This is a genomic window from Polymorphospora sp. A560, from assembly GCF_045781765.1.
Classification (GTDB): domain Bacteria; phylum Actinomycetota; class Actinomycetes; order Mycobacteriales; family Micromonosporaceae; genus Polymorphospora; species Polymorphospora lycopeni.
In genome coordinates, this window is record NZ_CP122282.1 from 2,555,748 (window position 1) to 2,579,116 (window position 23,369).

18 protein-coding genes and 4 pseudogenes are annotated in these 23,369 nt (G+C 67.7%); 11 read left to right on the forward strand and 11 right to left on the reverse strand.

Going from position 1 to position 23,369, the window contains the following annotated elements:
* Window positions 1-112: 112 nt before the first annotated feature.
* The 3 genes from QCD66_RS11655 (at window position 113) to QCD66_RS11665 (ending at window position 2,517) form a co-directional block, all read left to right on the forward strand.
* Entirely contained in the window at window positions 113-1,153 is a 1,041-nt protein-coding gene (locus tag QCD66_RS11655) for an IS630 family transposase (protein ID WP_375737361.1), read from the forward strand.
* Between the two features lie 66 nt (window positions 1,154-1,219).
* A complete protein-coding gene (locus QCD66_RS11660; protein WP_407567234.1) occupies window positions 1,220-2,353 on the forward strand; it encodes an IS701 family transposase in 1,134 nt (377 codons plus the stop codon).
* 5 nt (window positions 2,354-2,358) lie between these two features.
* Window positions 2,359-2,517, forward strand: coding sequence for a hypothetical protein (locus QCD66_RS11665; RefSeq protein ID WP_375737403.1), 159 nt, complete (start codon window positions 2,359-2,361; stop codon window positions 2,515-2,517).
* Between the two features lie 53 nt (window positions 2,518-2,570).
* Here the strand turns inward: QCD66_RS11665 and QCD66_RS11670 are convergent, their stop codons facing one another.
* Window positions 2,571-3,515: a sulfotransferase domain-containing protein gene (locus QCD66_RS11670; protein ID WP_407567117.1), complete on the reverse strand. Its 945-nt coding sequence runs from the start codon at window positions 3,513-3,515 to the stop codon at window positions 2,571-2,573.
* A gap of 504 nt (window positions 3,516-4,019) precedes the next feature.
* Here QCD66_RS11670 and QCD66_RS11675 point away from each other — a divergent pair.
* Window positions 4,020-4,961, forward strand: a pseudogene (locus QCD66_RS11675) (ISAzo13 family transposase); the annotation flags it as partial.
* 172 nt (window positions 4,962-5,133) lie between these two features.
* Window positions 5,134-6,834, forward strand: coding sequence for an IS1634 family transposase (locus QCD66_RS11680; RefSeq protein WP_407567114.1), 1,701 nt, complete (start codon window positions 5,134-5,136; stop codon window positions 6,832-6,834).
* A 469-nt stretch (window positions 6,835-7,303) separates the two neighbouring features.
* Here QCD66_RS11680 and QCD66_RS11685 read toward each other — a convergent pair whose 3' ends face one another.
* On the reverse strand, window positions 7,304-9,343 hold the full coding sequence (locus QCD66_RS11685; protein WP_407567118.1) for a glycogen debranching N-terminal domain-containing protein: 2,040 nt from the start codon (window positions 9,341-9,343) through the stop codon (window positions 7,304-7,306).
* Window positions 9,340-9,717 (reverse strand): SCP2 sterol-binding domain-containing protein, encoded by a 378-nt coding sequence (locus QCD66_RS11690; RefSeq protein WP_375737197.1) that lies wholly within the window; start codon window positions 9,715-9,717, stop codon window positions 9,340-9,342. The genes QCD66_RS11685 and QCD66_RS11690 overlap by 4 nt, the downstream gene beginning before the upstream one ends.
* Window positions 9,718-9,926: 209 nt before the next feature.
* Here QCD66_RS11690 and QCD66_RS11695 point away from each other — a divergent pair, with 209 nt between their 5' ends.
* Together QCD66_RS11695 and QCD66_RS11700 are read left to right on the forward strand one after the other, a co-directional pair.
* The gene (locus QCD66_RS11695) at window positions 9,927-10,304 is read left to right on the forward strand and encodes an SCP2 sterol-binding domain-containing protein (protein WP_364223333.1); all 378 of its coding nucleotides are present in this window, start codon (window positions 9,927-9,929) and stop codon (window positions 10,302-10,304) included.
* A complete protein-coding gene (locus QCD66_RS11700; protein WP_375737198.1) occupies window positions 10,301-12,361 on the forward strand; it encodes a glycogen debranching N-terminal domain-containing protein in 2,061 nt (686 codons plus the stop codon). The genes QCD66_RS11695 and QCD66_RS11700 overlap by 4 nt, the downstream gene beginning before the upstream one ends.
* 446 nt (window positions 12,362-12,807) lie before the next feature.
* Here QCD66_RS11700 and QCD66_RS11705 read toward each other — a convergent pair.
* Window positions 12,808-13,008: pseudogene (locus QCD66_RS11705) on the reverse strand (transposase); the annotation flags it as partial.
* Between the two features lie 155 nt (window positions 13,009-13,163).
* A pseudogene (locus tag QCD66_RS11710) lies at window positions 13,164-14,697 on the reverse strand (ISL3 family transposase).
* Between the two features lie 811 nt (window positions 14,698-15,508).
* Between QCD66_RS11710 and QCD66_RS11715 the strand changes: the two are divergent.
* From QCD66_RS11715 to QCD66_RS11730, 4 genes and pseudogenes are all read left to right on the forward strand, one after another.
* Window positions 15,509-15,679, forward strand: a pseudogene (locus QCD66_RS11715) (polysaccharide deacetylase family protein); the annotation flags it as partial.
* 35 nt (window positions 15,680-15,714) lie between these two features.
* Complete coding sequence (locus QCD66_RS11720) at window positions 15,715-15,927, forward strand: Hsp20/alpha crystallin family protein (protein ID WP_375736275.1); 213 nt, start codon at window positions 15,715-15,717, stop codon at window positions 15,925-15,927.
* 49 nt (window positions 15,928-15,976) lie between these two features.
* Window positions 15,977-16,279, forward strand: a complete 303-nt coding sequence (locus tag QCD66_RS11725; RefSeq protein WP_375736274.1) for a hypothetical protein — start codon at window positions 15,977-15,979, stop codon at window positions 16,277-16,279.
* A gap of 328 nt (window positions 16,280-16,607) precedes the next feature.
* Window positions 16,608-17,510: a fructosamine kinase family protein gene (locus QCD66_RS11730; RefSeq protein WP_375736273.1), complete on the forward strand. Its 903-nt coding sequence runs from the start codon at window positions 16,608-16,610 to the stop codon at window positions 17,508-17,510.
* Window positions 17,511-17,610: 100 nt separating this feature from the next.
* Here the strand turns inward: QCD66_RS11730 and QCD66_RS11735 are convergent, their stop codons facing one another.
* The 6 genes from QCD66_RS11735 to QCD66_RS11760 all read right to left on the reverse strand — a co-directional run bounded on the left by QCD66_RS11735 (window position 17,611) and on the right by QCD66_RS11760 (window position 23,173).
* Window positions 17,611-18,633: an HAD-IA family hydrolase gene (locus tag QCD66_RS11735; RefSeq protein WP_375736272.1), complete on the reverse strand. Its 1,023-nt coding sequence runs from the start codon at window positions 18,631-18,633 to the stop codon at window positions 17,611-17,613.
* 238 nt (window positions 18,634-18,871) lie between these two features.
* Complete coding sequence (locus QCD66_RS11740) at window positions 18,872-19,384, reverse strand: GNAT family N-acetyltransferase (protein ID WP_375736271.1); 513 nt, start codon at window positions 19,382-19,384, stop codon at window positions 18,872-18,874.
* The gene (locus QCD66_RS11745; RefSeq protein ID WP_375736270.1) at window positions 19,381-20,625 is read right to left on the reverse strand and encodes a hypothetical protein; all 1,245 of its coding nucleotides are present in this window, start codon (window positions 20,623-20,625) and stop codon (window positions 19,381-19,383) included. The genes QCD66_RS11740 and QCD66_RS11745 overlap by 4 nt, the downstream gene beginning before the upstream one ends.
* 159 nt (window positions 20,626-20,784) lie before the next feature.
* Window positions 20,785-21,924 (reverse strand): methyltransferase domain-containing protein, encoded by a 1,140-nt coding sequence (locus tag QCD66_RS11750; protein WP_375736269.1) that lies wholly within the window; start codon window positions 21,922-21,924, stop codon window positions 20,785-20,787.
* Complete coding sequence (tgmB, locus tag QCD66_RS11755; RefSeq protein WP_375736268.1) at window positions 21,921-22,892, reverse strand: ATP-grasp ribosomal peptide maturase; 972 nt, start codon at window positions 22,890-22,892, stop codon at window positions 21,921-21,923. The genes QCD66_RS11750 and tgmB overlap by 4 nt, the downstream gene beginning before the upstream one ends.
* Before the next feature lie 11 nt (window positions 22,893-22,903).
* The gene (locus tag QCD66_RS11760; RefSeq protein ID WP_357543723.1) at window positions 22,904-23,173 is read right to left on the reverse strand and encodes a hypothetical protein; all 270 of its coding nucleotides are present in this window, start codon (window positions 23,171-23,173) and stop codon (window positions 22,904-22,906) included.
* Window positions 23,174-23,369 lie beyond the last annotated feature (196 nt).

Genomic DNA, 23,369 nt, shown 5'->3' on the forward strand with positions numbered 1-23,369 from the left:
GGAAGTTATGTCCGTAACTCGCCCGAGTCGACGCAGCTCCACATAGGAAGACCCCGTCGGGGGTTTGATCGAGTTACCACACAAGATCAGCCCCGACGAGGTCCCCGCCAGTATGCGCCCCGCGCACGTGTACGCCAACCCGACCGACGAGCAGTACCACCAGATCCTGGACGCCCTGCACCGGCAGTGGCGGGTCGCCACCCGCGCGATGATGGTCCTGCTGTCCGCCAGCGGAATGTCCGCCGCCGAGATCGGCGCCCTGCTGCACTACGACCCGGCCACCGTCCGCCGGTGGATCACCCGCCACAACCTCGAAGGCCTCGCCGGACTACCCGACCGGCCCCGTCCCGGACGCCCCCGCCTGGGCAGCCCACGCCTGGGCGACCGCATCCGTACCCTGCTCACCACCCCGAAGGCTTGGACCACCGGCCGGGTCTGGCGGGCGTTGGGCCGCCCACCACTGAGCCTGCGCACCGTCTACCGACGCATCCGGGAACAGGCCCGATGGTGCAGGCCCCGCCTGACCGCCAAGAGCGCCCCCGACCACGACACCGTCTGCGCCGGCATCCGCGACCAGATCGCCGCCCTGCCCGAAGGATCAGTCGTCCTCGCCGAGGACGAAACCCACCTCGACCTGCTCGCCCGGGTCCGCGCCTGCTGGACGCCGGTCGGCGTGCGTCACCGTGTCCCGACCCCGGGCACCAACCTGCGCCGCACCATCCACGGCGCGGTCAACCTGGCCACCGGCGCCTTCCACCACCACGTCTCGGTCCGCAACGTGTCCGTGGTGTTCTGCTACTTCCTCGACATGCTCCTGACCGCCTACCCCGACGCCCCCGTCGTCGCCGTGATCTGCGACAACGGCACCACCCACCACAGCGGCATCACCCGACGGTGGCTGGCCGAACACCCCCGCCTACTGCTGATCGAAGGCGCCAGATACAGCCCACAGGACAACCCCGTCGAACGGATCTGGGCCGCGCTGAAGCAGCACATCGCCAACACCGCCCCCGCCACCATGGCCGACCGGATCCGGCAGGCCCACACCTTCTTCCGCCACCGAACACCCGACCAGAACCTCACCACCACCGCGCCCTGGACCTCACCCTGGCTACCCCAGGGTTACGGACAGGACTTCTGGCCAGGCGCTTAGTACTGCAACGGCGTTTCGCAACCTTCTGTGGTTGTCGTAAGTTAGTTCATTGTGGTCAGTGTCGGGTTGGTCGAGTCGTGGGACGTTGAGCTTGGGGATCTGCTGGCGCGGATTGCGGGGCGGTTTTCGCGGGTGGAGTCGCGGAAGCGGGCGTTCGCGTATGTGCGTGGGCTGCTCGCGCCGCTGGAGCGGCGCAACGGGTGGACCCTGGCCGAGCAGGCCGGTGATGGTTCGCCGGACGGGATGCAGGCGTTGCTGTGCAGCCCGTGCTGGGACCGCAACGCGGTGCGGGACGAGGTACGCGACTACGTGGTGGAACACATCGGCGACCCGGACGGGGTGCTGATCGCCGACGAGACCGGTTTCGCCAAGAAGGGCCGAGCCTCGGCGGGGGTTCAGCGGCAGTATTCCGGCACGCTGGGCCGCACGGACAACTGCCAGATCGGGGTGTTTCTGGCCTACGCCACACCGAAGGGTCGGGCGTTGCTCGACCGGGAGTTGTACCTGCCGGTGTCGTGGACTGACGACCGTGCCAGGTGCCGCAAGGCGGCGGTCCCGGACGAGGTCGCCTTCGCGACCAAGCCACAGCAGGCCAGGATGATGCTTGAACGGGCGATCGCCGCGGGTGTGCCGTTCGCCTGGTTCACCGCGGACGAGCTCTACGGGCAGAACCCCGGGTTGCGCGGCTGGCTGGAGGAGCAGGACGTCTCGTATGCGATGGCGACCCGCTGCGATGACGAGGTGGCCTCCGGGCTGCACACCACCACCCGGGTCGACGCGCTGATCGGCAAGGTGCCGGGTGGTGCGTGGCGGCGTATGTCCTGCGGCGACGGGGCGCACGGGCCGCGGGTCTACGACTGGGCCTGGCTGCCGATCCGCCGGCCGTTCCTGCACGGCCGTCGCGGCTGGGTCCTCGCGCGGCGCAGTGTCAGCGACCCGACCGAGATCGCCTACTACGTGTGCTTCGGCAAGCGCGGCACCCGGCTGCGCGAGCTGGTCAGGGTCGCCGGGTCCCGGTGGGCGGTCGAGGAGTCGTTCCAGACTGCGAAGAACGAGGTCGGCCTGGACCAGTACCAGGTCCGCCGCTACGACGCCTGGTACGCCCACATCACCCTGGCCATGCTCGCCGCCGCGTTTTTGGTCGCCACCCGGGCCCGCGAGGTGGCAAAGGGGGCACCGACGACGGCGAGCACACGCTGATCCCGTTGAGCAGCAACGAAATCCGCCGCCTGCTCAGCAAACTCGTCCTCATCGGACGGGCCACGGCCGGACACGTGCTGCACTGGTCCGGCTGGCGTCGCCGCCGACAAGCCCAAGCGAAAGCCAGCCACTACCACAAACACTTCAAAGACCATCGTACGTGACGAACCGCCGTTGCAGTATTAGGCGGGATAGCGAGAAGGAGGGCGGCGTAGGGTCAGCGGGCGGGGACGATGGGGCCGCGGTGCAACCAGTCGATGAGGTCGAGCTCGGCCAGCTTCGCGACCCGATCCTCGTATCGTCGCAGGTCATCTTCGTCGAGCAGGTCCCGCCACTGGCCGCTGACACCCTGGTTGAAGAACCGCTTCGGATCGCGCCACATCGCCGCGACCGGGGTCAGAGCCTCCGCCCGGCCGCGCATCGAGTCGAATGTCGCCGCCCGCACCAGATCCGGCCACCGCGACTCCGGCACCTCGATTCCGAGGCGCCCGGCGAGGAACCTCATCTGGCCTTCAAGATCTGACTTCAGATCGTCGTAGTGCAGCAGCAGCACGTTGGGCCGCTCCCGCTCGGCCCAGAACCCCGACAGGTGGTGCAGCATCGACGGCAGGCCCACCTGCACATTGGTGTCCTCCAGCCAGGTCCAGAACCGGTTGTACGCGGACTCCGCAGGCGCCGGAGCCGTATCGGCGGGCTCCTGGGTCGGGCTACCGTTGGCCACCAGCATCGCGTCGAAGGCCTCTTGGGCGACGTTCTGGAAATGAGCGTCCCAGGAGATCGCGACGTCCCGGGGGTCCCGACCGACCGCAACGTAGGTCACCCCCTCATGGATGGGCAGCCCGTCGAAGGGCGTATGAGTCTTGATGAAACGGCGATGCCGCTGCGCCTCGTAGAACGCGAAGATGTCGTCCCGACTGCGAGTCAACATGTCGAGCCAGTAGGTGAGGTCGTCCAGCCGTGCCGGCAGCTCCGGTGTCTGGAAGATCAACAAGGCGCAGATCGTCTGGGTCCACGTCGTCCCGCACTTCGCGGGGGTCGAAACTACGATGTCACCTTCGCGGAACGGGAAACCCTCCCACCGTCCGCTGTCCATAACCTCGTTCTGGTACCGAACCGTCGGTTGACGCAACGGTCCTCCCTGCTTTTCGGTTGGTCTGTCCATGGTAGACCTAACCTATCGAACCGGGCGCCCGTCGACCATCGTGCGGGCCGGTGAAGGGCCAGGGTGCGAGCTATCTCGGTGGTTCGAGTTCGAGGGTCATGCCGGTGCTGGTGAAGAAGCCGGCGAGGAGATCGTTCTGTTGCTGACAAGCGCGTAGTTGACGTTTGACCAGTTCAGCGAGGTGGTCGATACCGCAGGCGGCGGTGTTGGTCAGGCCGCGTTCATCCAGCGCCCGACGCCTTCGGTGGGGTTGAGGTCCGGAGCGTAGGCAGGTAACCGGGTCACGGTCAGCCACGGCCGGGCGGTGGTCAGGGCGTGCATGCGGTGGCCGGCGTGGTGTTCAGGTTGTCCCAGGTCAGCACTATCGGTGCCCGCAGGCGCTGGTGGGCCTGATCGAGGAAGGCGATGTAATCGTCCTCGCTGAACGTTCCGCCAGCAGTCCACCGCCGTCGCCACAGGCGCGAATAACTAGCGGTTTTCGGGTCTCGCGTTGTCTGCTGTGGTATGGGCGTGGATGAGATCGAGGGGCTGCTGGCGGCGAAGTTCCGGGTGCTGTTCCCGCATCTGGATGAGCGGCAGCGTCGTCTGTTGATGGGGGCCGAGGCCCGGGGTTTGGGGCATGGCGGAATCAGGCTGGTGGCCAGGGCTGCCGGGGTCGCGGAGAGTACGGTCTCGCGCGGTGTCTCCGATTTGGACGCCGGTGAGGTGTCGTTGGGTAGGACGCGTCGGGTGGGTGGGGCCGGCCGCAAGCGGCTGGTCGATCTTGATCCGGGGCTGCGGCCGGCGTTGCTGGCGTTGGTCGAGCCGGACATACGTGGGGATCCGATGTCGCCGCTGCGGTGGACGACCAGGTCGACGCGCGGGCTGGCCCGGGAGTTGACCGGCCAGGGGTGGCGGATCTCGGCCGACACCGTCGCCGACGTTCTGCGTGACGAGGGCTTCAGTCTGCAGGCCAACGTGAAGACGATCGAGGGGAAGCAGCATCCGGACCGGGATGCCCAGTTCCGGTATCTCAACGAGTAGGTAAAGGACCACCAGGCCGACGGTGATCCGGTGATCAGCGTGGACACGAAGAAGAAGGAACTGGTCGGCTAGTTCCGCAACGGCGGGCGTCAGTGGCGGCCGATCGGTGACCCGGTCCACGTCAAGACGCACGACTTTCCCGAACGGCCGATCGGTAAGGCGATCCCGTACGGGATCTACGACGTGACCGCGGACACCGGCTGGGTCAACGTCGGCTGCGATCATGACACCGCCGCGTTCGCGGTCGCCTCGATCCGCCGCTGGCAGACCCGCGGCGCGGGCGACTATCCGAACGCCCGCAGGCTGCTGGTCACCGCCGACGCGGGTGGCTCCAACGGATACCGGACCCGGGCGTGGAAGACCGAACTCGCGACCCTGGCCGCCGAGACCGGCCTCGACATCACGGTGTGCCACCTGCCACCCTGCGTTCCGCAGCTTCGCGTCGATATAGTCGGCGCGCGGACCTGAAGCTGCAGCTCAAGGCGTCGCGGCCTGACGGAAACGGCGAAAACGCCTAGTGACACGCCTACCTGTGGATAACTTCTACTAGCTGCTGATCTATTGCGGTGGTCATAGTCGGTGTACGGTCTGGGCCGTGTACGTGAAGGCGTCGACGCGCAAGACCCGCGACGGGCAGACGATCCGCTACCTGCAGCTGGCCCACAACGAGTGGGACCCGATCGCGAAGGCGTCCAAGACGCGGGTGCTGTACTCCTTCGGCCGAGAGGACCAGCTGGACGTCGCCGGGGTGCGTCGCCTGGTCGACGCGCTGTCACGCCTGCTGGACCCGGCCGACGCCCTCGCCGCAGCCGCGCCGACGGGGCTGTCGTTTCTGGAGTCGCGGCCGTTGGGCGGGGCGTGGCTGCTCGACGGCCTGTGGCGGCAGCTGGGTATCGACAAGATCGCGCGAGGCATGGTCAATACCGCCCGTCGTGAGGTCGACGTCGAACGGGTGCTGTTCGCGCTGGTCGCCAACCGGGCGCTCAAGCCGTCGAGCAAGCTGGCGGCATCGGAGTGGGTCTGCCACGACGTGCACCTGCCCGGCCTGCCGAACGTCACCGACGACGCCTGCTACCGGGCGATGGACGACCTGATCGGCGTTGAGCCCGCGCTGACCCGGGCGATCTACGACAGCATCGCCGACCTGCTCAACCTCGAAGTCGACCTGCTGTTCTTCGACACGACCAGCACGTACTTCGAACTGGACGAGGCCGACGACCTGGCATGGCGCGACGACAAGGGCCGCGTGGTCGACGAAGGCGACCCGGCCGCGGTCAAGCAGGCCGGGTTCCGGACCCACGGCAAGAGCAAGGACCACCGCGACGACCTGCCCCAGGTCGTGGTCGGCATGGCCGTGACCCGCACCGGCATCCCGGTGCGGGTGTGGTGCTGGCCGGGCAACACGGGCGACTCGGCGCTGATCCGCCAGGTCAAGACCGAGATGCGTGAGTGGAGTCTCGCCCGGATCGTGTGGGTCGCCGACCGCGGCTTCGCCTCCGCCGAGAACAGAAGGTTCCTGCAGCAGGGCGCAGGCGGCTACATCCTCGGCGAGAAGCTGCGCGCCGGCACCGCCGAAGCCGACGCCGCCCTGGCCCGGCAGGGCCGCTACGCCACCGTCGCCGACAACCTGCAGGTCAAAGAGGTCAACATCGGTGCCGACGACCGGTTCGTGATCTGCTTCAACCCCGAAGCCGCCGAGCGCGACGCCGCCGTGCGTGAACGGCTGATCGCCCAGCTCACCGACAAGATCGACGGCTCGGACAAGCTCAACGCCACAAAACGCGCCGAGCTACGCGGGGTGATCTCCACCAAGCCTGGCCTCAACCGCTACCTGCGCGTCACACCCAAGGGCCTGCTACGAGTCGACGCCGCCGCCATCAAGGCCGAGCAGCGCCTGGACGGCAAGTACCTGCTGCGCTGCTCCGACCCGAAGCTGTCGGCCGAGGACATCGCGCTGGGCTACAAGCAGCTCCTCGAGATCGAACGCGGCTGGCGCGACATGAAGACCACCCTGGACCTGCGGCCCGTCTACCACCGCCGCGAAGACCGCATCCGCGCCCACATCCTGCTCTGCTGGCTGGCGCTGCTGCTCATCCGCGTCGCCGAGACCACCACCGGCCACACCTGGGCCAAGATCCGCACCGACGTCGAGCGGCTGCACATCGGCGTGTTCACCGGCCCCGCCGGCACGTTCTGCCAGCGCACCGAGCTGTCCCAGCCCCAGAAGGCCCTGTTCGCCAAGCTGAAGGTCGCCGAACCGCCCCGCGTCATCGAGGCGATACCCGCAACCGCCTGACCAGCCTGAATGCCGCGGCCTAGTGACACGCCTCGCCACCGGGCCTACCCGTGTTTGCCCAGCTCAAGCCGCAGATTCGCGGACTATATCGAAGCGAAGCTGCGGAACGCAGGACCAACCAGTGCACCGAAACCCGCACGACCCGGTCCCGGACGCCCGCCCGGCACCCCGAACCGCCTACGCGCACCCCGCCACGACGTCGGGAAAACCGCCGTCCGCGACCTGAGCATCACTGCCCGCAAACAACGCGCAGGGTTAAAGAACAAGCTGAGTGCCCGTTGAAGAACCAGGTCAGCGTGGCGGGCGTCGGCTGAGGGCACAGGAATCCGAATCGTTCTCGGTGTGTCGCGCGGACACGAGGTAGGGCTTTCGGCCAGCCTCGCGTGTCGAGTTGTGCCCTTCGGTGAGCGGTTGCCGGTTGGGGCGCTTGGTGCAGCGCTCGCTCTCCTTCGGGGGCGAGCCCGTGCGGTCAGCGTCGGTCCGGGTGGGCGCGTCCGACTGCACCCGCCCTGCCCCATCGCCCGGGGATGTCGAGCAGTTCGATCCGGCCCATGCCCGAAGGCACGGCCGGTCTGGCCACCAGGTGCTCGCCGCGTGGCTCCATGCCGAGCATGGTCCGCAGCAGCAACAGGGGAGTTCCGGTGGACCACGCCTGTGGGCTGCACGCCGTGGGGTACAGCACGGGATATCTGGTCAGCGTCCGCTCGTATCCGCCGAACGCCTCGGGGAGCCGCCCGTCGAAGTGTTCCGCGGCGTCGATGATTCCCTCGGCGATGCGGCCGGCTTCCTGGTGGAATCCGTAGCGGCGTAGCCCCCAGGCGATGAAGGAGTTGTCGAATGGCCAGACGGTGCCGACGTGGTAGCCGATCGGGTTGTAGCGTCCCTCGCCGGTGCCGAGCGTCCGCACCCCCCAGCCGGAGAACAGTTGGGGGCCGAGCAGGTGTTCGGCGATCTTCGGTGCCCGGGATTCGTCGACGATGCCGCTCCATAGCAGGTGGCCGATGTTGGAGGAGAGGGCGTCGACCTGGCGGCCGTCGCCGTCGAGGGCGAGGGCGTAGTACTCGCCGTCGGAGACCCAGAAGTCGCGGTTGAAGCGTTCCTTGAGGTCGGCGGCTTCCCGTTCGAGGCGGTCGGCGTACGCGGGGTCGTGCCAGAACTCGCGGGCCAGCCTGGCGCCGCGGATCTTGGCGTCGTACGCGTAGCCCTGCAGCTCACAGGTCGCCCGGGGCAGGCTGGGCAGCCGCCCGTCCCGGAACGAGATGGAGTCCCAGGAGTCCTTCCAGCACTGGTTCTCCAGCCCGGTCCGTTCGTTGCGGCGTTGGTACCAGGCGTAGCCGTCGCCCATGATGTCGCCGTACTCGTCGATCCAGTGCAGGGCGGCTCTCCCGGGACGTTCGAGAGACCGGACCAGCGTGGCGTCGCCGGTCCACCGCTCGTACTCGTCGAGCAGGATGACGAAGAGAGGAGTGGAGTCGGCGCTACCGTAGTACGGCGAGTGTGGCTGCTCCTCGAATGCGGCCGTCTCCCCGTACCGCAGCTCGTGGAGGATCTTCCCGGGCTCCTCCTCGCGGAAGTCATGCAGGACGGCCCCCTGTCGCACGGTGAGCTGGTGCAGCGTCGTGGCGGCGAGGTCGGGCGCGAACGGCAGTGCCTGGATGCTGGTGAGGATGCTGTCCCGGCCGAAGATCGCCATGAACCACGGTAGGCCGGCGGCGGGGATGGCGTGTCCGCTGGCGGTCAGCGGTGCGTAAAACAGCGCGGAGAGGTCGGCCAGGCTGCGTCGGTAGGTCATTCCCAACGTGGGGGAGTCGCAGGTGAGGCGGGGTGCCTGCGCGAGCCAGCCGGCCAGGTCCTGCCGGATCTGCGCTCGGGATCGACCGGGTCTGCCCTCCAGGCTCTTGCGAAGGTCGCGCCCGTCCAGGCCCAGCGCCTGCACGTGCAGGTCGGTGGTCCATTGACCGTGCGGTTCGAGTCGAACGTGGTATGTCAGCCCCTGCTCGTCGACTCGGGCCGGCACGGTGGACGAGACCAGGGTCTCCCGGCAAAACGCTTCCCGCCGATAGCCGAGACGTAGGCGCCCGCCGTCGACCTGGGTGTAGTACGTCCCGCTCTTGTTCCGCACGTCCTTGATCTCGAAGAGGTCGGCGAAGTCGCTGTCGACGTCGATCCGGATCCGCAGGTCGACGGGCTTGGGCTCGTGGTTGATCACGGTCAGTTGCTCCATGAAGCTTCCGCCGATGGAGCGGTCGCGAATGGCCGAAACACCGATGTCGACGAGTGGAGCGGGGAGGGTCGGGACGACGACCATGCGGCTCTCGAAGTACTCGACCTCCTCGACGGTGAGCACGTTGACCCGCTCGTCGTTAATGGACAGGATCCATCTCGACAGGAATCGGGTGTCGAACGAGAAGAACCCGGTCGGGATGGTGGGAGACGCGTCGATGTCGCCCGTCTCCTCACTGACGACGAACGTGTTGCCGTCCAGTAGCCGGACGAGGCCGTCGCTCATGCCGCACGTCTCCGTTCGCGGCCGAAATCCCGAGGGTGATGGGCTTCGGGCGGCGCCGGCATGAGCCGAACGAAGAGGCGGGCCAGCCGGACATCACCCTCCGTCGTGATGTCGTTGCGCAACCATGCCGGGTACATCTGTGACTGGCCAGCCAAGATCCGGTCGAAGGTCGCCCGGCTGCCATGGAATACACAGTCGGCCTTGCCTCCATCCCGAGAGACGCGGATATCGCCCCGTTCGATGGCCACGAACCAGCGGTCGACGCCCTGCTCGTGGGTGAGGTCGAACCGTATGGTCCCGGTGGCGTCCTCGAGGAGGGTTTCGTGCCCGCGACGGGCGAGGGATTGGAAGAAGCTCGTGGTGGGATTCGACATGTCCGCCTCCCTCCGATGCGCGCCGAGCCCGGATGAGCCGCCTACCCACCCTGACCCGGAGCGAGGCCCTGCCGCATCACCCGGATCGGGTGGATTTCCCCGCGCCGCTCGCGACCGCAGTCCAGGTTCATCCGTTCCGAGTGAGGCCAACCCACCCTGATGCGAATGATGCTGCTCGTGGTCCGGCGGTTTTCTACGGGGGTGGTGCCATGTCGGAGGCGACCAAGAAGTTCTTCGAAGCGCTCGAACGACACGGCCACGAACGCCTGCTGAAGAAGACGAACGGCACCATACGGTTCGACCTCGAGCGTGACCACGACGTCGACCACTGGTTCGTGGAGATCCGCGGCGGCGTCGTCCGGGTGTCACAGCAGAACCGCGCCGCCGACACCGTCATCCGCTCCGACGACGCCTTCTTCGACCGGATGGTCCGCGGCGAAGCCAAACCGCACCCGGCGTGGCTGAGGAACGACATAACGCTCAAAGGACAAATCCGGCTCGTCAGCTTGCTGGAGCGGCTCTTCGCGCCGCCGCCCAACGCGCGTCACCCGCGGATCGCCGCCCGGGACCGGGGGAGGCAGGGATGAAAACCGATCTCGTCAGAATCCTGGACGGCAACATCTCCGTGTTGAGCGACGACAGCGGCGACATAGAGTCGACGCCCAACGTCCCAACCGGCTACTTCTCATTCGACACCCGGTTCCTCTCGCTGTGGCGACTGACCATCAACGGCGAACGGGTGAGCACACTGGCGATGGACGACCCGTCGTACTTCGAGGCGCGGTTCTTCCTGGTGCCCGGGGCCCCGACACACTACGTCGACGCCAAGGTCTCGGTGATCCGCGAACGGGCGGTGGCCGGCAGCTTCGAGGAGCGGTTGACAGTGCTCAACCATTCCGGGGAACCGGCCGAGTTCACCGTCCGGGTGGACGCCGGCTCTGACTTCAGCTCCGTGTACATAATCAGACAAGAACGCACGCCGGCCGGCCGGCTCTACCAACGCGTCGAGAACGGTCGCCTGCACCTCGGCTACGTGCGGGAGAAGTTCCGGCTAGAGACGGTGATCTCCACGACCGAGCCGGCGCAGGTCGACCAACGGGGGCTGACCTACCACATCCGGATCGAACCCCACGGGCAGTGGACCACCATGCTGCACGTCCGGGGGCTGGTGCTGCATCCCGACGGTCAGGACATGCGAGAACACCTGACTCCCCCTCGCCAGCAACGCGACACGGCAAGGCTCCAACACGACCTGCGGCAGTGGCTCGACAAGGCTCCGCAGCTGAGCTGCGACTGGAAGCAACTGGAGCGGACCTACCAGCGCAGCCTGGTCGACCTTGCCGCGCTGCGGTTCTCGCCGCTGGCGCTACCGACCGAGCCGCTGCCCGCGGCGGGTCTGCCGTGGAACGCCACCCTCACCGGCCGCGACCCCATCCTCACCAGCCTGCAGGTCCTGCCGTTCACACCGGACATGGCCGTCAACACCCTGCGGATGCTCGGCATCTACCAGGGCAGCGTGCTCGACGACTTCCGCGACGAGGAGCCGGGCAAGATCCTGCGCGAGTTCCGCTACGGCGAGCTGACCGCGTTTGAAGAAAATCCCACATCGCCCTACTTCGGCGCCGCCGACAACACCCCGCTCTACGTCATCCTGCTCGACGAGTACGAGCGGTGGACGGGGGACGCCGCGGTGGTGCGCGAGTTCGAGGACGAGGCGCGCGCGGCGCTGCACTGGATCGACGAGTACGGCGACATCATGGGCGACGGCTACGTCTGGTACCAACGCCGCAACGAGCGGACCGGGCTGGAGAACCAGTGCTGGAAGGACTCCCCGACGGCCATCTCGTTCCGGGACGGGCGGCTGCCCAGCCTGCCCCGGGCGACCTGTGAGCTGCAGGGCTACGCGTACGACGCCAAGATCCGCGGCGCCAGGCTGGCCCGCGAGTTCTGGCACGACCCCGCGTACGCCGACCGCCTCGAACGGGAAGCCGCCGACCTCAAGGAACGCTTCAACCGCGACTTCTGGGTCTCCGACGGCGAGTACTACGCCCTCGCCCTCGACGGCGACGGCCGCCAGGTCGACGCCCTCTCCTCCAACATCGGCCACCTGCTATGGAGCGGCATCGTCGACGAATCCCGGGCACCGAAGATCGCCGAACACCTGCTCGGCCCCCGCCTCTTTTCCGGCTGGGGCGTACGCACCCTCGCGCAGGGCGAGGGGCAGTACAACCCACTCGGCTACCACGTCGGCACCGTCTGGCCATTCGACAACGCCTTCATCGCCTGGGGGCTACGCCGCTACGGATTCCACCAGGAAGCCGGGCGGATCGCCGAGGGAATCATCGACGCGTCCCGGCACTTCCAGGGTCGACTTCCGGAAGCCTTCGGCGGCTACGACCGCGAGTTGACCCGGCACCCCGTCCAGGAACCCGCGGCGAACAGCCCACAGGCCCTGGCCACCGCAGCGCCCCTGCTGCTGATACGCACGCTGCTCGGCCTCGAGCCCTACGGCGATGATCTGGTGGTCGTGCCGGCACTGCCCGAACGGTTCGGTCGCATCGAACTGCTCGACATCCTCGGACGCTGGGGCCGCATCGACGCCATCGGCGTGACATCCCAGGAGGCGTACGCGGCCGACAGATGAGCGTGGCGGCGTTGCCGCCGACCGATGCCGGTGACCAGTGCTGCGGCAGACAAAGCCGCAGTTCACAACCCCTGCGAACCAGTTATGGCACGGCACAGGGTCAACGGGCCAAGGGAGCCAACCTCCGCAGCTCCTCGGTAGAAATCTCCGGTTTTCCAAACGTGTTGCGGCGGGCGCACCGGGCGGTGATCTCCGGGGTGTCCGGGCCGGTGTGCCCGCCGGGACCGGCCGACAGCGGCGATGTCCGCCAGGGCCCGAGCGAATCGGTCCCTCGCGGGCAGGTCGAGCGCGACGGCTACCGCGTCGGGCTCGCCGACGTCGCTGGCGCGGGGCACCGTTGATGCGTCTCGACGGCCGGCTACCCACGCCGCAGACCGTGGGCACGACGTGGGAAGGCGCCTGGACCGACCGCCTGAACTCCGACAACTCGGTCCTTCAGCCCCAATGTCGGTGAGCACCGTCTTGGTCCGGCTGCCGTTACGGGTGTTCCCGCTGCCCCGACCGGCCGGGTCGTGCTTGTCGTAGCCGACGTGGTCGGTGATCTCACCGTCCAACGCGGACTCAAGAACCCGCTTGGTCAGCTGCTGTAGTAGCCCGCCCTCGCCGGTCAGCTTCAGCCCGTCACCGCGAGCCCGATCGACCAGCATCGCGATCAACTGCTCATTCGTGACCGCACCCGCCGGCGCCACGGCCGACCGCTGTTCCTCGGTGGTCTCGGTCGTCATCTGGCGTCTCTCCCTTGATCGGTCGATCAGCCGTTATTTGGGCCCTGTCTCACATTCGGTGGTGACGGAGCGTGCTGCTATCCGAGGAGGATGCGGTGGCGGAGCAGGGTGAAGCCTGCTCGTCCGTGCATTTGGCGTGCGATCCGTTTGGTCTTGGTGTTGACGCCTTCGGTGGGGCCGTTGCTGTACGGAAGCGTGAGCGCGGCGTTCACCGCGTCGCGGTCCCGCTCGAGGCCTCGGGTGAAGGCATGCAGATGAGGCAGTTCGACCGCACGGACGCCGTTGATCCAGTGCGAGAGCCGGTCGTCGTTTCCTGCGTGAGGCGTCAGGAGTTCGGCGAAGCCTGCGACAACGGCGGCCAGTTTGGTCATCTCGGGGCAGGCGGCGGTGAGCCGTGCCAGGAGACTTCGATGTTCGGGTTTGAGGTTGTCGGGTCGGGTGAGGATCATCCGGGCGAGCCGGCGTGGGGAGATGTGGCTGCGGTCGGCGTCCGCGCGGCCTTGGTTGATGTACTTGTGCAGGAGGTTCAGGCAGCCGGTGTATCCGAGGGCCTTGATCTGTTCGAACAGGTGCGCGATGGGGACGGCGGGGTCCTCGGTCCGGCGTTTGCGTAGGTGTTCGCGGTAGGGGTCGACGAGGCTGGCGCGGTATTTGGGGACGCGGAGCATCCGTTCGGGCCGGTCGGCTCGCGCGTAGCGTTTGACGGTGTTCAGGGCCAGTTGCAGGCGGCGGGCGCATTCGAGCAGGCCCACGCCCTGGTCGAGGAGGCGGTGGACCTGGTGCCAGCGTTCCAGGGTGGTTCGAGCGCGGGGTCCGTCGTAGATGGGTGCGTCCAGTACGGCGGCCCAGCAGGTGCTGTGTGCCTTCACCTCGTTCAGTGCGGCTTCGCACAGGTTGTGCCACAGGTGCCACCTGTCCGCGACCTGCACCGCGTCGGGCAGGGCGCGACGGATGGCCTCAGCGTAGGTAGCGGAGCCGTCACGGCACACGACCTCGACGCCCGGATGCCCGCGTAGCCAGGCTTCGAGGGTGTCGGCGGTGCGGTCGGGCAGCACGTCGATCCGTTCATGTGTCTCGGCGTCGATCACCACGGTGGCGTAGCGGTGCCGCTCGGCGCAGAGCGAAGTCGTCGACGCCGATCACCCGGGACGTCCGCCCGGCGGGCAACGGGATACGCAGCAGGGCGCGCAGGGCCGTGTGGCGGGACAGGCCGACCGCGAGTACCGCCAGCAGACGTGCCCCCGCCCGGCCCGCCAACTCCTTGACCACCGCCGCGACGTGCCTGGACAGGCGGATCGTGCGCCGCTGGTAACGCTCCAGCACTCCGGGCATCTGCTCGCGGAACGTCTGCCGGCAGCCCCGCGTGGGGCACACCAGGCGCCGAACCCGCACACGGACCACCACCCGCCGTCCGTCGACCGGCACGTCGGCCACCGTCCGCAGGTGAAATCCGTGCACCCGCCCCGACGACGCCCCGCACACCGGACAGACCGCGGTCCCTTGTGGAGTCCGTGCCCGCACCACGATCCGCTCGCCCTCGTCGGCCACATCCTCTATGACCAGCGGAGACAGACCCGAAAACACCGTCCGCACAAGCACGTCGACATCCATCACGCGAGTGTCAACAACCCCCACAACTCTCCGTCACCACCGAATGTGAGACAGGGCCGTTATTTGTACACACCCCAACCAGAGCGCCTTCCAACACGGCCGCCTCGCCGCACCACTGACCGCGCTCACCTCACCGACCCCATCACCAGCGTCATCATCGGCGTCACCGTCTTCCAGGAGACGATCCACCTCACCCCGCTCCGCGCGATCGGACTCGCCCTTGCCAGCGCGGCAATCGCGGTCGGCATCTACCTCGCCGGAACCAGCACCGGAAGCGGTCAGCGTCGCTGAGCGTGGTGGAGCAGAAACGTCGCCAGCACGATGAACCGTCACGGTCGGCGGCGCCGTGATCGTCACGGGGTCGCCTGCTGCCCCGCGAACGAGACGGCAGAAGGTGGCGCGGGCGGCCCACCGAGCCGACGGGAGCTCGACCGGGGCCGCCCACCACCTGAGCATATGGCCGCGCCCATGCCCGTTCCGGTGAAACCGGAACGGCCGGCCACGACCCATTCAACGCTGATCCCGGTGCTACCCGACGCCGGAGTGCGCTCCGCGCACCTCGGCACAACCAACGGCGTACGGGTGTCCGGGCACCGGTTTCGAGTACAGCACGCCTGCCGTGTCGATGAGGTACAGGTTTGCGCCGTTGGGATGGCAGAGATCCGGGTCCGGGCGGTCGCGACGACGTGAACTGCTACGCGACGGCGTGCTGCTCGCCTTCGGCGCAGGCGTCGGCGCGTCCGGGTTCGCTGAGGCCGCCGACGTCACCGAGCGGAAGCTTCCGATACGAGGCGGGGCCGCGAGCGCGGCGATGACGAGCCAACCGGACCCGCAGGGCAACAGTGACCTGCGGCTGACCTGGTGCGTCGACCCCGACCACAGGGCGGTCGCGCTCACCTTCGACGACGGTCCCGGACCACGATGGACGCTGATGGTCCTGGACACGCTGCACCAGCGTGGAGTACCTGCCATCTTCTTCATGGTCGGCACCCAACGCCCCGCCGTACCGACGACGATGTGCAGTGGGTCTGTCGGGAACGGCCGACTGGCACATTCGAGCGGCGGATCGCCCTGGGCGACGGGCTGGACCTCGACAAGGTCGCCGCGACCTGGCAGGACGGGGTCCTCACCTTGACGATTCCGCTCGTCGAGGCGTCCAAGCCGCGCCGTATGGCGATCACCGCCACCGACGGCCGCCGCCGAGGAAGCAACCGGATACACGGCCCATGATCGGGTAACGACCGGTGGCGTCGAGCGAGCTCGCGACCTTGACCTGTGGTTGTCCACGGAAGCCTCGCCGCTGCTCGTCGACCGGCTATCGGGCCGTGCCGCCTACCCCCGCCAGGGCGGACCGGCCCGCCTTTTCACGCTCCTGCCGGGGCAGATCGGCCGCTACCGGGCGAACTTCCGATTCACGGTCACGACCTGCGCCTGCAATCCGAACTGGTTCTATGAAGACTGGCTGATACTCATCGCCAACGGCGAAGTCCAAACCGACGAGTTCATCGCCCGCACACCCGACCACGACATCGATCACCGCGTCCATCTCTACGGCGGAGCGAGCCGGCCGCACCGACGGTAATCGCTCAGGCGCGCTTTGTCGGCGGCAGAAGGGGATACGGACCGCCGGTACGGTGCGCGGCAATCTGGACTGTCCTGAATGGAGTGAAGGGGTGGGCCTCCGCCGCTCGGCCTACCTGCTCCGGAGGCGGTCGACGACCGCGATGAGTGGGATCTGGCGCTTCGTCGCACCCAGTCCGCGGTTCGAACTCGCGGTATCCCCTTGACAGGGGTACAGATCCCGTGAGTCCGGGCGTAGTTCGTCCGGCTGTTGACGCGGACGTGGTTGTTGCTGGCCTGCGTCCGGCCGGTGTTTACCGGTGGACGGAAATCGATGGTTCACTGCTGTCATGTCAGAATATGAGCTCCTCGCGCAGCGGTTGAGAGAGACGGGCTTCCCGGTCACATCGCTGGTGGCGGTGACGGGCGGGTGCATCTGCGTCGCCGGGATGGCGTCATTGCGTGACGGCAGCCGGGTGTTCGCGAAAACCGAGACGGAGGCAGAGGCAGAGGCGGACTTGTTCGAGGTCGAAGCCGCCGGGCTGTCGGCGCTGCGCGACCTTGGCGGTGTACGGGTCCCGACGGTTATCCACGTCTCGCCGGGCCTGCTCGTGCTGGAGGCGCTGCAACCCCGCGACGATGGGCAGCGGTTCTGGGAGCAGCTTGCCCACATGGTCGCCGCGCTGCACACGTCCACCGTCTCCGGCCGGTTCGGCTGGCACCGCGACGGCTGGCAGGGCCGGATGCGGCAGGACAACACCTGGGAGACGGACGGGCACGCGTTCTACGCGCAGCACAGGATTCTGCGATGGCTGCCGGAACCTCTAGTGGAGGCGGAATTCGACCGCGAGGAGCGGCGAGCGTTGGAACGACTCTGCGCCGCGCTCCCGGAGCTGATCCCGCCGCACCCGCCGTCGCTCACCCACGGCGATATGTGGCCGGGGAACATCCTCGCTGACGGCTCCGGTGAGCCCGTGCTGATCGACCCGGCCGTGTCCTATACGTGGCCCGAGGTCGATCTGGCCGCGCTCTGGTGCTCGCTCCGGCCGCCGGAATCGGAGCGGTTCTTCGCCGGGTACGAGGAGCTCGCCCACCCCTTTGACGGTTGGCGGGACCAGGCGCAACTGCTGCGCATCTGGGACCTGTTCAGCGTGATCGCGCATGGCCTCGACACGTGGGGCGCTGCGGGTATCGTCCGCACACTGATCAAACCCTTCCGCTACCACACCACGAGCTGCGGCAGCGCGGCTTGACGTAACGCCGGTCAGGTACCGGCGATCAGGAGGCGCCGCTGGTGCCGGAACACCTCGGGCGAATCTGCCGACCAAGCCGCTCGGTCTGCTCGTTGGCAAGCTACCGGTGGCCCTGGAGAGGGATCCGGTGCAGAGTTCTCCACGCGTATCGCCGTTCCTCGCGGCGCAGCTCGACGAGGTCGATTGTGTTGATCAGCGTGGTCACTGGTGGCTCGGACCGCAGGCCACGTACCCGTTGCCTGACCGGCTGGGCGTCGACCTGACTGTTGTTGTAGGCGATCCCGACGTGCGGGACGTAGGTGGTGGAGCGCATCGGCACGTTCTCCGCTCCTCGTACTGCTGCGACCGCGGCCCGTACCGCGGCACGTATCCGGAGAACCGGCTCGTGAGGGCCGACGCTGAACCGGACAGCTCCGGCAGACCCGGCGAGTGGGCCGATCGTGATCGTGAAGGGCGGGATGCGCGACAGGTGAGGGCGGGCTTCGGTGACGATCCGATTCGCCTGGGTCGGTGTCCATTTGGCCGGCTTGTTGGCGTAGCCGATGACAGCGACGCCGGCCGCGTGGGCGGCCTCGACGTCGGTGGGTGAATCCCCGACCAGGACCGCCTCGTCGGGGCTGCTGTGGAGTTCGTCGAGCGCGGCCAGGACCGGCCACGGATTCGGTTTCATCCGGTCCGGCCGCCGCGCGGGTCGCCCGACGATGACGTCGATGTACCGGTCGAGGCCGTGTGCGCCCAGGTAGGCGGTCACGGCGTCGGCGGAGTTGTTCGAGACGACGGCGAGACGCTGACCGGTGTGGCGCGCCACGGCGATGAGCCGGGCGGCGTACGGCGTCGGCATGGTGCTGGTGGCGGCGCGGGTCTCGGCCGCCCGCAGAACACGCTCGACCTCGGCCGACAACGCGGCGGACCCGTGCCGGGCGATGTGGGTGAGAACCGCCAGCGGATCCCCGGTCATGCGCACGGCCTCCGGGAGGGCGGTCGATGGTTCGGGGATCAGGTCGCGGAGTTCGTCGGCGATCTGCCGGGCGGGTAGGCCGGCGAACAGGTGGCAGACGGGGCCGTCGAAGTCCAGCAACAGGTAACGGGCCAGCGCGACGAGGGCGGCCGGAGTGCCGATCACCACCGGATCACGGCCTCGTCCACCGTCGGTCGCCCCCCTGTACGTCGGAACCGCGCCGTCGCCTGCTGCTGATCACAGTATCGATCGATGCCTCGGGCCCCGGGCTGCCGGTACCGGTCGGGTACCGGTGTCGTTTCCGGTGCGGTTCGGTCCGTTTCCGGTTGGGTTCGTCCGCACTGGTGCTGCGGCCATCAGACTCGGCCCGAGGACGGCGATGCCTCAGCCCGTGGTGTCGTAGCTATCCGTGGTTACAACTCTTTGGCCATGTGGACACAGGGGATCCCGAGTAGGGACTCCTCCTTGAAGGTCCGGTAGCCGTGGTACGCGTAGAGATCGACCGCTGGGTGCTGGTCTCGGCCGGTGATGAGGGTGATCCGCCGATAGGCGAGCTGTCTTGCCGCGGTTTCAACGATTCGAGGATGAGTGTGCCGTATCCCTGCCCTTGGTACTGCGGGTAGACGCGCATGCGGAGTAGTTCACAGGATGACGGGCTGGTTCGGCGGATTCCTCCCATTGCGACGATCTTGTCGTTGATCTCGCCGACCAGCAGGGTTCCTCCGGCGGGCTCGGCGTAGGTGTTCTGAAGGTCTTGGAAGTCCTGGTCGGAGTAGTAGTCGTCGGCCGCCTTGATGCCGGCGGCCGCTAGGCCGTAGGCGTTGAGCGCTGCCAGTTCATCGAAGTCGCCTTCACGGAACTGTCGCAGCGCGAGCGGAGGGATTCCGGGACGTTTCTGGCCGGGGTCAGAGTTCATCGTCGGAGCCGCCTCCAGCGCTCGTTGATCCGCGTAGCACGTCTTCCAGTTCGCGGACCGGGACAAGGCTTCGACATGCTCGCGGCAGTTCCGAGGCGAATTCGTTGGCCCGTCGGATGACGATGGGGGCCAGATTCTGGGGAAAGCGCCTTCGGTGTCTGTGTCGCGAAGCGCGCGGCTTCCTCATGTTCGCCATCCTTGGATAGGCAGAATGCCCTGTCCATGCGGACCAGGGTGGAGTCCAGTGATGCCTTGGGCTCGTAGTAGGTCAATGCGGCACCCTGGGCACCATATGCGGTAGCCGTGTCGCCGATTTCGGTCAGCGCGTTGCTTCGGTAGAAATGCAATTGTGCGATTGTGTAGCCGTAGGCGTGTTGCTCGCCGTGGCCGGCCGCGAAGTCCTCGTATGCGATCTCGGCGCGGTCGATCGCCGCGCGAGTGTCTTCCCTCCGGCTGGGGCCGAGCCGGGAATAGGCTCGTGCTTGAACCGCCGGGGCCCACGCTGACGCGATGCAAGGAGTCGTGGCCGTCAACGCTATCGCTTGTCCGGTCAGGGCCAAGGCGCCGTGGGCGTCGTCCCAGTAGAGGGCGCTGACCGCGTGTCTGACGATGATCCAGGCCTCGAGTGTGGCGTCGTGACATTCTTGTGCCGCGCGTCGGGCGGTCTGGAACCAACTGCGTGATTCGCGATGATCGGCCAGGTTCACCAGGCTGGTCGCCAGCAGCCCTGCCATCTGTGCGGCAGGTCGGAGGAGATCCCGGCGTTGCGCTTCGGTGCACCACTGGTCGATTGCTGTCCTCAGTCCGGCCATGTCCTGGGTGATGCGCGTCAGGAAGTCCAGCGTCGGCGTGGTCCGGTAGGTACGGCCGTAGCTGTCCGCGATTGCCTGCCACTGCTCGACGGATGAGTCGTCGACTCCGTTCGCGGTTAGTGAGGTGTCAAGCTGTCGGCGGAGCTGACCGATTGTGGCACCGATCGTGACTGGTGGACCGGAGCGTTGAGCGAGGTCGTTGATCGTGTCGCGTGGGCTGGGTGTCTCGTCGTCGATTGGCGACCGCGACTGTTTGGGGTTCAACCGGTGCAGATTGGCGCAGTATCGCTCCAGTACGTCGCCGCTCACGGTTGTGAGATAGCTGTCCAGCATGGACTCGCTGAACGGGGCGAGTGGTGCCCCGTTTTCCCAGTTCGTCACGGACCGCAGGGTGATTCCGAGTGTGCGAGCGAAGTCGGTCTTGTTCATACGCGACGCCTCGCGTATTGCTCGCACGTGCTCCGCCGTCCATTCGCGGACGCTTTCCACGTCCCGGCTCTCCAATCTCTGTCGAGCATCGCTGTCCGCATCCCCGTTGTGCGATGTAGTGGGTTGGTTGGCCGGGTCGGTCCGGATGGGACCGCCGACTCAGCCCAGTTGCAGGTGGATCGGCTGGTCCTCGTGGTCGAGCCAGGCGTGTTGGTTGCCGTCGTCGTCGGCGGTGAGCCCGAAGCGGGCGCGGTCGGGGCGTCCGAGTTCGTTCCACCGCTGCCAGGCGTCGGCGATGCGGGGCCAGATCGGGCGTGGCCCGCCGTGCAGGACGGTCGACCCCGCCCCGTTGCCTGGCTTGATCTCGACCCAGGAGGCGTCGTTGGCGGTGACGAATACCCCGTCGCCGTTGCGGAGCGTGCGTCCGATCGGGCCGAGGCCGGGAACCGCGAGCTCGAGTACGAACCGGAAGTTGTTGTCGTCGAACGCGGACAGGGGAACGGTTGTCGTGTCGGTTTGCGGGGAGGTGAAGTCGTACGTCGCGGCGAGTTCGCCGCCGTCGCGTAGTGGGTTGTCGGCTTTGGCGCGCAGCCACATGAAGTGTCCCGGTGCCGGGAGGAATTGGCCGGTGACGGAATGCGGCGTGTTCTTGTGGGCGACGATGAGGCTGGAGGCGAGTTCGCCGCGTACGTCGGCGACGATGAGGCCCCCGTCGGCGAGTTGCGTGATCCAGTTGCGGGGGATGGTGGGTACCGCGCAGGTTGCGATGATCCGGTCGTACGGCGCCCGTGCCGGGACGCCGTTCGCGCCGTCGCCGGTGGCCAGGTGGGGCTGGTGGCCGAGGGCGGTGAGACGTCGGCGGGCGGTCTCGACGAGTGTGGGGTCGATGTCGATGCTGGTGACGTGGGCGTCGCCCAGGCGGTGGCTGAGTAGGCCGGCGTTGAAGCCGGTGCCGGTGCCGATCTCCAGGACGCGGTGTCCGTCGGTCACGTCGAGCAGGTCCAGCATGTGAGCCATCAGGCTGGGGCGGGTCGAGGAGCTGGTCGGCCACAGCAGGTCGGTGCCGGGCGCGGTCCGCAGTTGCGTCGTCAACGAGGTGTCGGAGTACACGGCGGTCAGCCAACGGTCGTGTTGCGCCGGGTCGGTGCCGCTGACCAGTTCGTCGTCGCTGGTGTAGAACTCGGGCACGAACAGGTGCCGGGGCACGTGCGTGAACGCCGGACGCCACTGCGGGGTCAGCACCCCGGCGCGCGTCAGTTCGTCGGCCAGCGCGGCGGCGTACGGCTTCCAGTCGGTCATCGTGCGGGTCCTTGGGTGAGCAGGTCCGCCAGCGCGGCGGCGATCGGCGCCCCGGTCTCGTGTTCCAGCCATAGCCATTGACCTGCCGGGTTGCATTCCAGCATCACCCAATCACCGTCCGGTGTGATCACGAAGTCGAACGCGCCGTATTGAAGTCCGAGGGCGTCCAGGAACCGGTTGACGCCCTGCGTCACGGTCGCCGGGACGTCGATCCGTGTATAGGTCAACGCGTCGTAGTCGGAGCGCCAGTCGATCCGTCCCGCCGCCGACGTCGACCGGACCGCCACGCCGATCGGGGTCCGACCGACCACGGTCACCCGCGCCTCGTACGCCTTGGGCACGAACTCTTGGATCAGGTGCGCGGTCGCCGCGATCGCGGCCGGGTCGATCGCGGCGGGGTCGATGACCGTGGTGTAGGTGACCCGCATCTCGTCGTTCTTGCTGAACACCAGCGACGACAGCTGCTTGCACACCACCGGCCCATCAACCTGCTCGGCGAAGTCGCGGACCTCGGTGTGCTGGTTCGTGAGTAACGTCGAGGGAATGCGCAGGCCACAGTTGGCCGCAGTGGCAAGCTGGAGCGGTTTGTACTCGGCGGCCGCCTGCCGGATCGGCTGGTTCACCCACAGCACGTCCAGCGCGGCGAGCAGGCCGCCGAAGCCGTGTCGTGCCTCGACGGCCGCGAAGACCTCGTCGGCCGGGGACATCCCGGCCGGCAGCCGGAACCGGGTCGGCCGGCGGAAGTACACCGAGCTGACCTCGGCAAGATCGACATGGGTGTCGTCGGTCGCCAGCCGGCCGGTCCAGCAGCCGCCCACCGTGGTCGCGGTCAGTGCCAGGGCGGTCGGGAAGTCGCCGGTGTCCATTCGGGCCACACAAGCATTTCGGCGTGACAGTTCGGCGATGACGGCATCGGCGGTCGGATCCTCGGCGCAGGTCAGAACGAGCACGGTCCCGGACGTGTCCACGACGGCTCGCCTCAGCTGTCCATACCGGTATCCTGCGTGGTGTCCGAGACGACTTCTCCGTCCTTGGACCGCTGGGTGGGAAGCGCCGTCGCCGGCCTGGTGCTGGTCGTGTGATGTTTGCCGACCTGCGGCATCGGCACCGCCAGGGTGGCCGAGTAGGGACGCAGCGGGCCGGGCGTGTGCTCCATCGGATACGAGACCCCACCCGGCTCGCTCAGCGGCAGCAGCGCCGTGGGCGAGAACAGCGGAGCGATCACCGTCGCGGGACGCGAAGGGTTCATCGAGTTCTCCCTTCCTCACCACCATTTGGCGGCAAATCGGTCGATGGATCAGGCGGGGCGGCCGCGAGCCGCAAGCGGCCGGCGCCAAAGCGGTACCGGACCGTTTCAGCGATGCTGGTCGACGTGGCAACCGCCCAGTCAGGCATGGATGGAACCTACCGTCAGATCCGTGCCACACTGGTACCAAGTGGTTCCG

Bases quoted from the DNA above. Each gene is read 5' to 3' on its own strand.
- QCD66_RS11695 (WP_364223333.1), top strand. From the start codon at position 9,927: ATGTCGGAGGCGACCAAGAAGTTCTTCGAAGCGCTCGAACGACACGGC.
- QCD66_RS11740 (WP_375736271.1), bottom strand. From the start codon at position 19,384: ATGAACTCTGACCCCGGCCAGAAACGTCCCGGAATCCCTCCGCTCGCG.
- QCD66_RS11745 (WP_375736270.1), bottom strand. From the start codon at position 20,625: ATGAACAAGACCGACTTCGCTCGCACACTCGGAATCACCCTGCGGTCC.
- QCD66_RS11690 (WP_375737197.1), bottom strand. From the start codon at position 9,717: ATGTCGAATCCCACCACGAGCTTCTTCCAATCCCTCGCCCGTCGCGGG.
- QCD66_RS11700 (WP_375737198.1), top strand. From the start codon at position 10,301: ATGAAAACCGATCTCGTCAGAATCCTGGACGGCAACATCTCCGTGTTG.
- QCD66_RS11685 (WP_407567118.1), bottom strand. From the start codon at position 9,343: ATGAGCGACGGCCTCGTCCGGCTACTGGACGGCAACACGTTCGTCGTC.
- QCD66_RS11730 (WP_375736273.1), top strand. From the start codon at position 16,608: ATGTCAGAATATGAGCTCCTCGCGCAGCGGTTGAGAGAGACGGGCTTC.
- QCD66_RS11655 (WP_375737361.1), top strand. From the start codon at position 113: ATGCGCCCCGCGCACGTGTACGCCAACCCGACCGACGAGCAGTACCAC.
- QCD66_RS11760 (WP_357543723.1), bottom strand. From the start codon at position 23,173: ATGAACCCTTCGCGTCCCGCGACGGTGATCGCTCCGCTGTTCTCGCCC.
- QCD66_RS11670 (WP_407567117.1), bottom strand. From the start codon at position 3,515: ATGGACAGACCAACCGAAAAGCAGGGAGGACCGTTGCGTCAACCGACG.
- QCD66_RS11750 (WP_375736269.1), bottom strand. From the start codon at position 21,924: ATGACCGACTGGAAGCCGTACGCCGCCGCGCTGGCCGACGAACTGACG.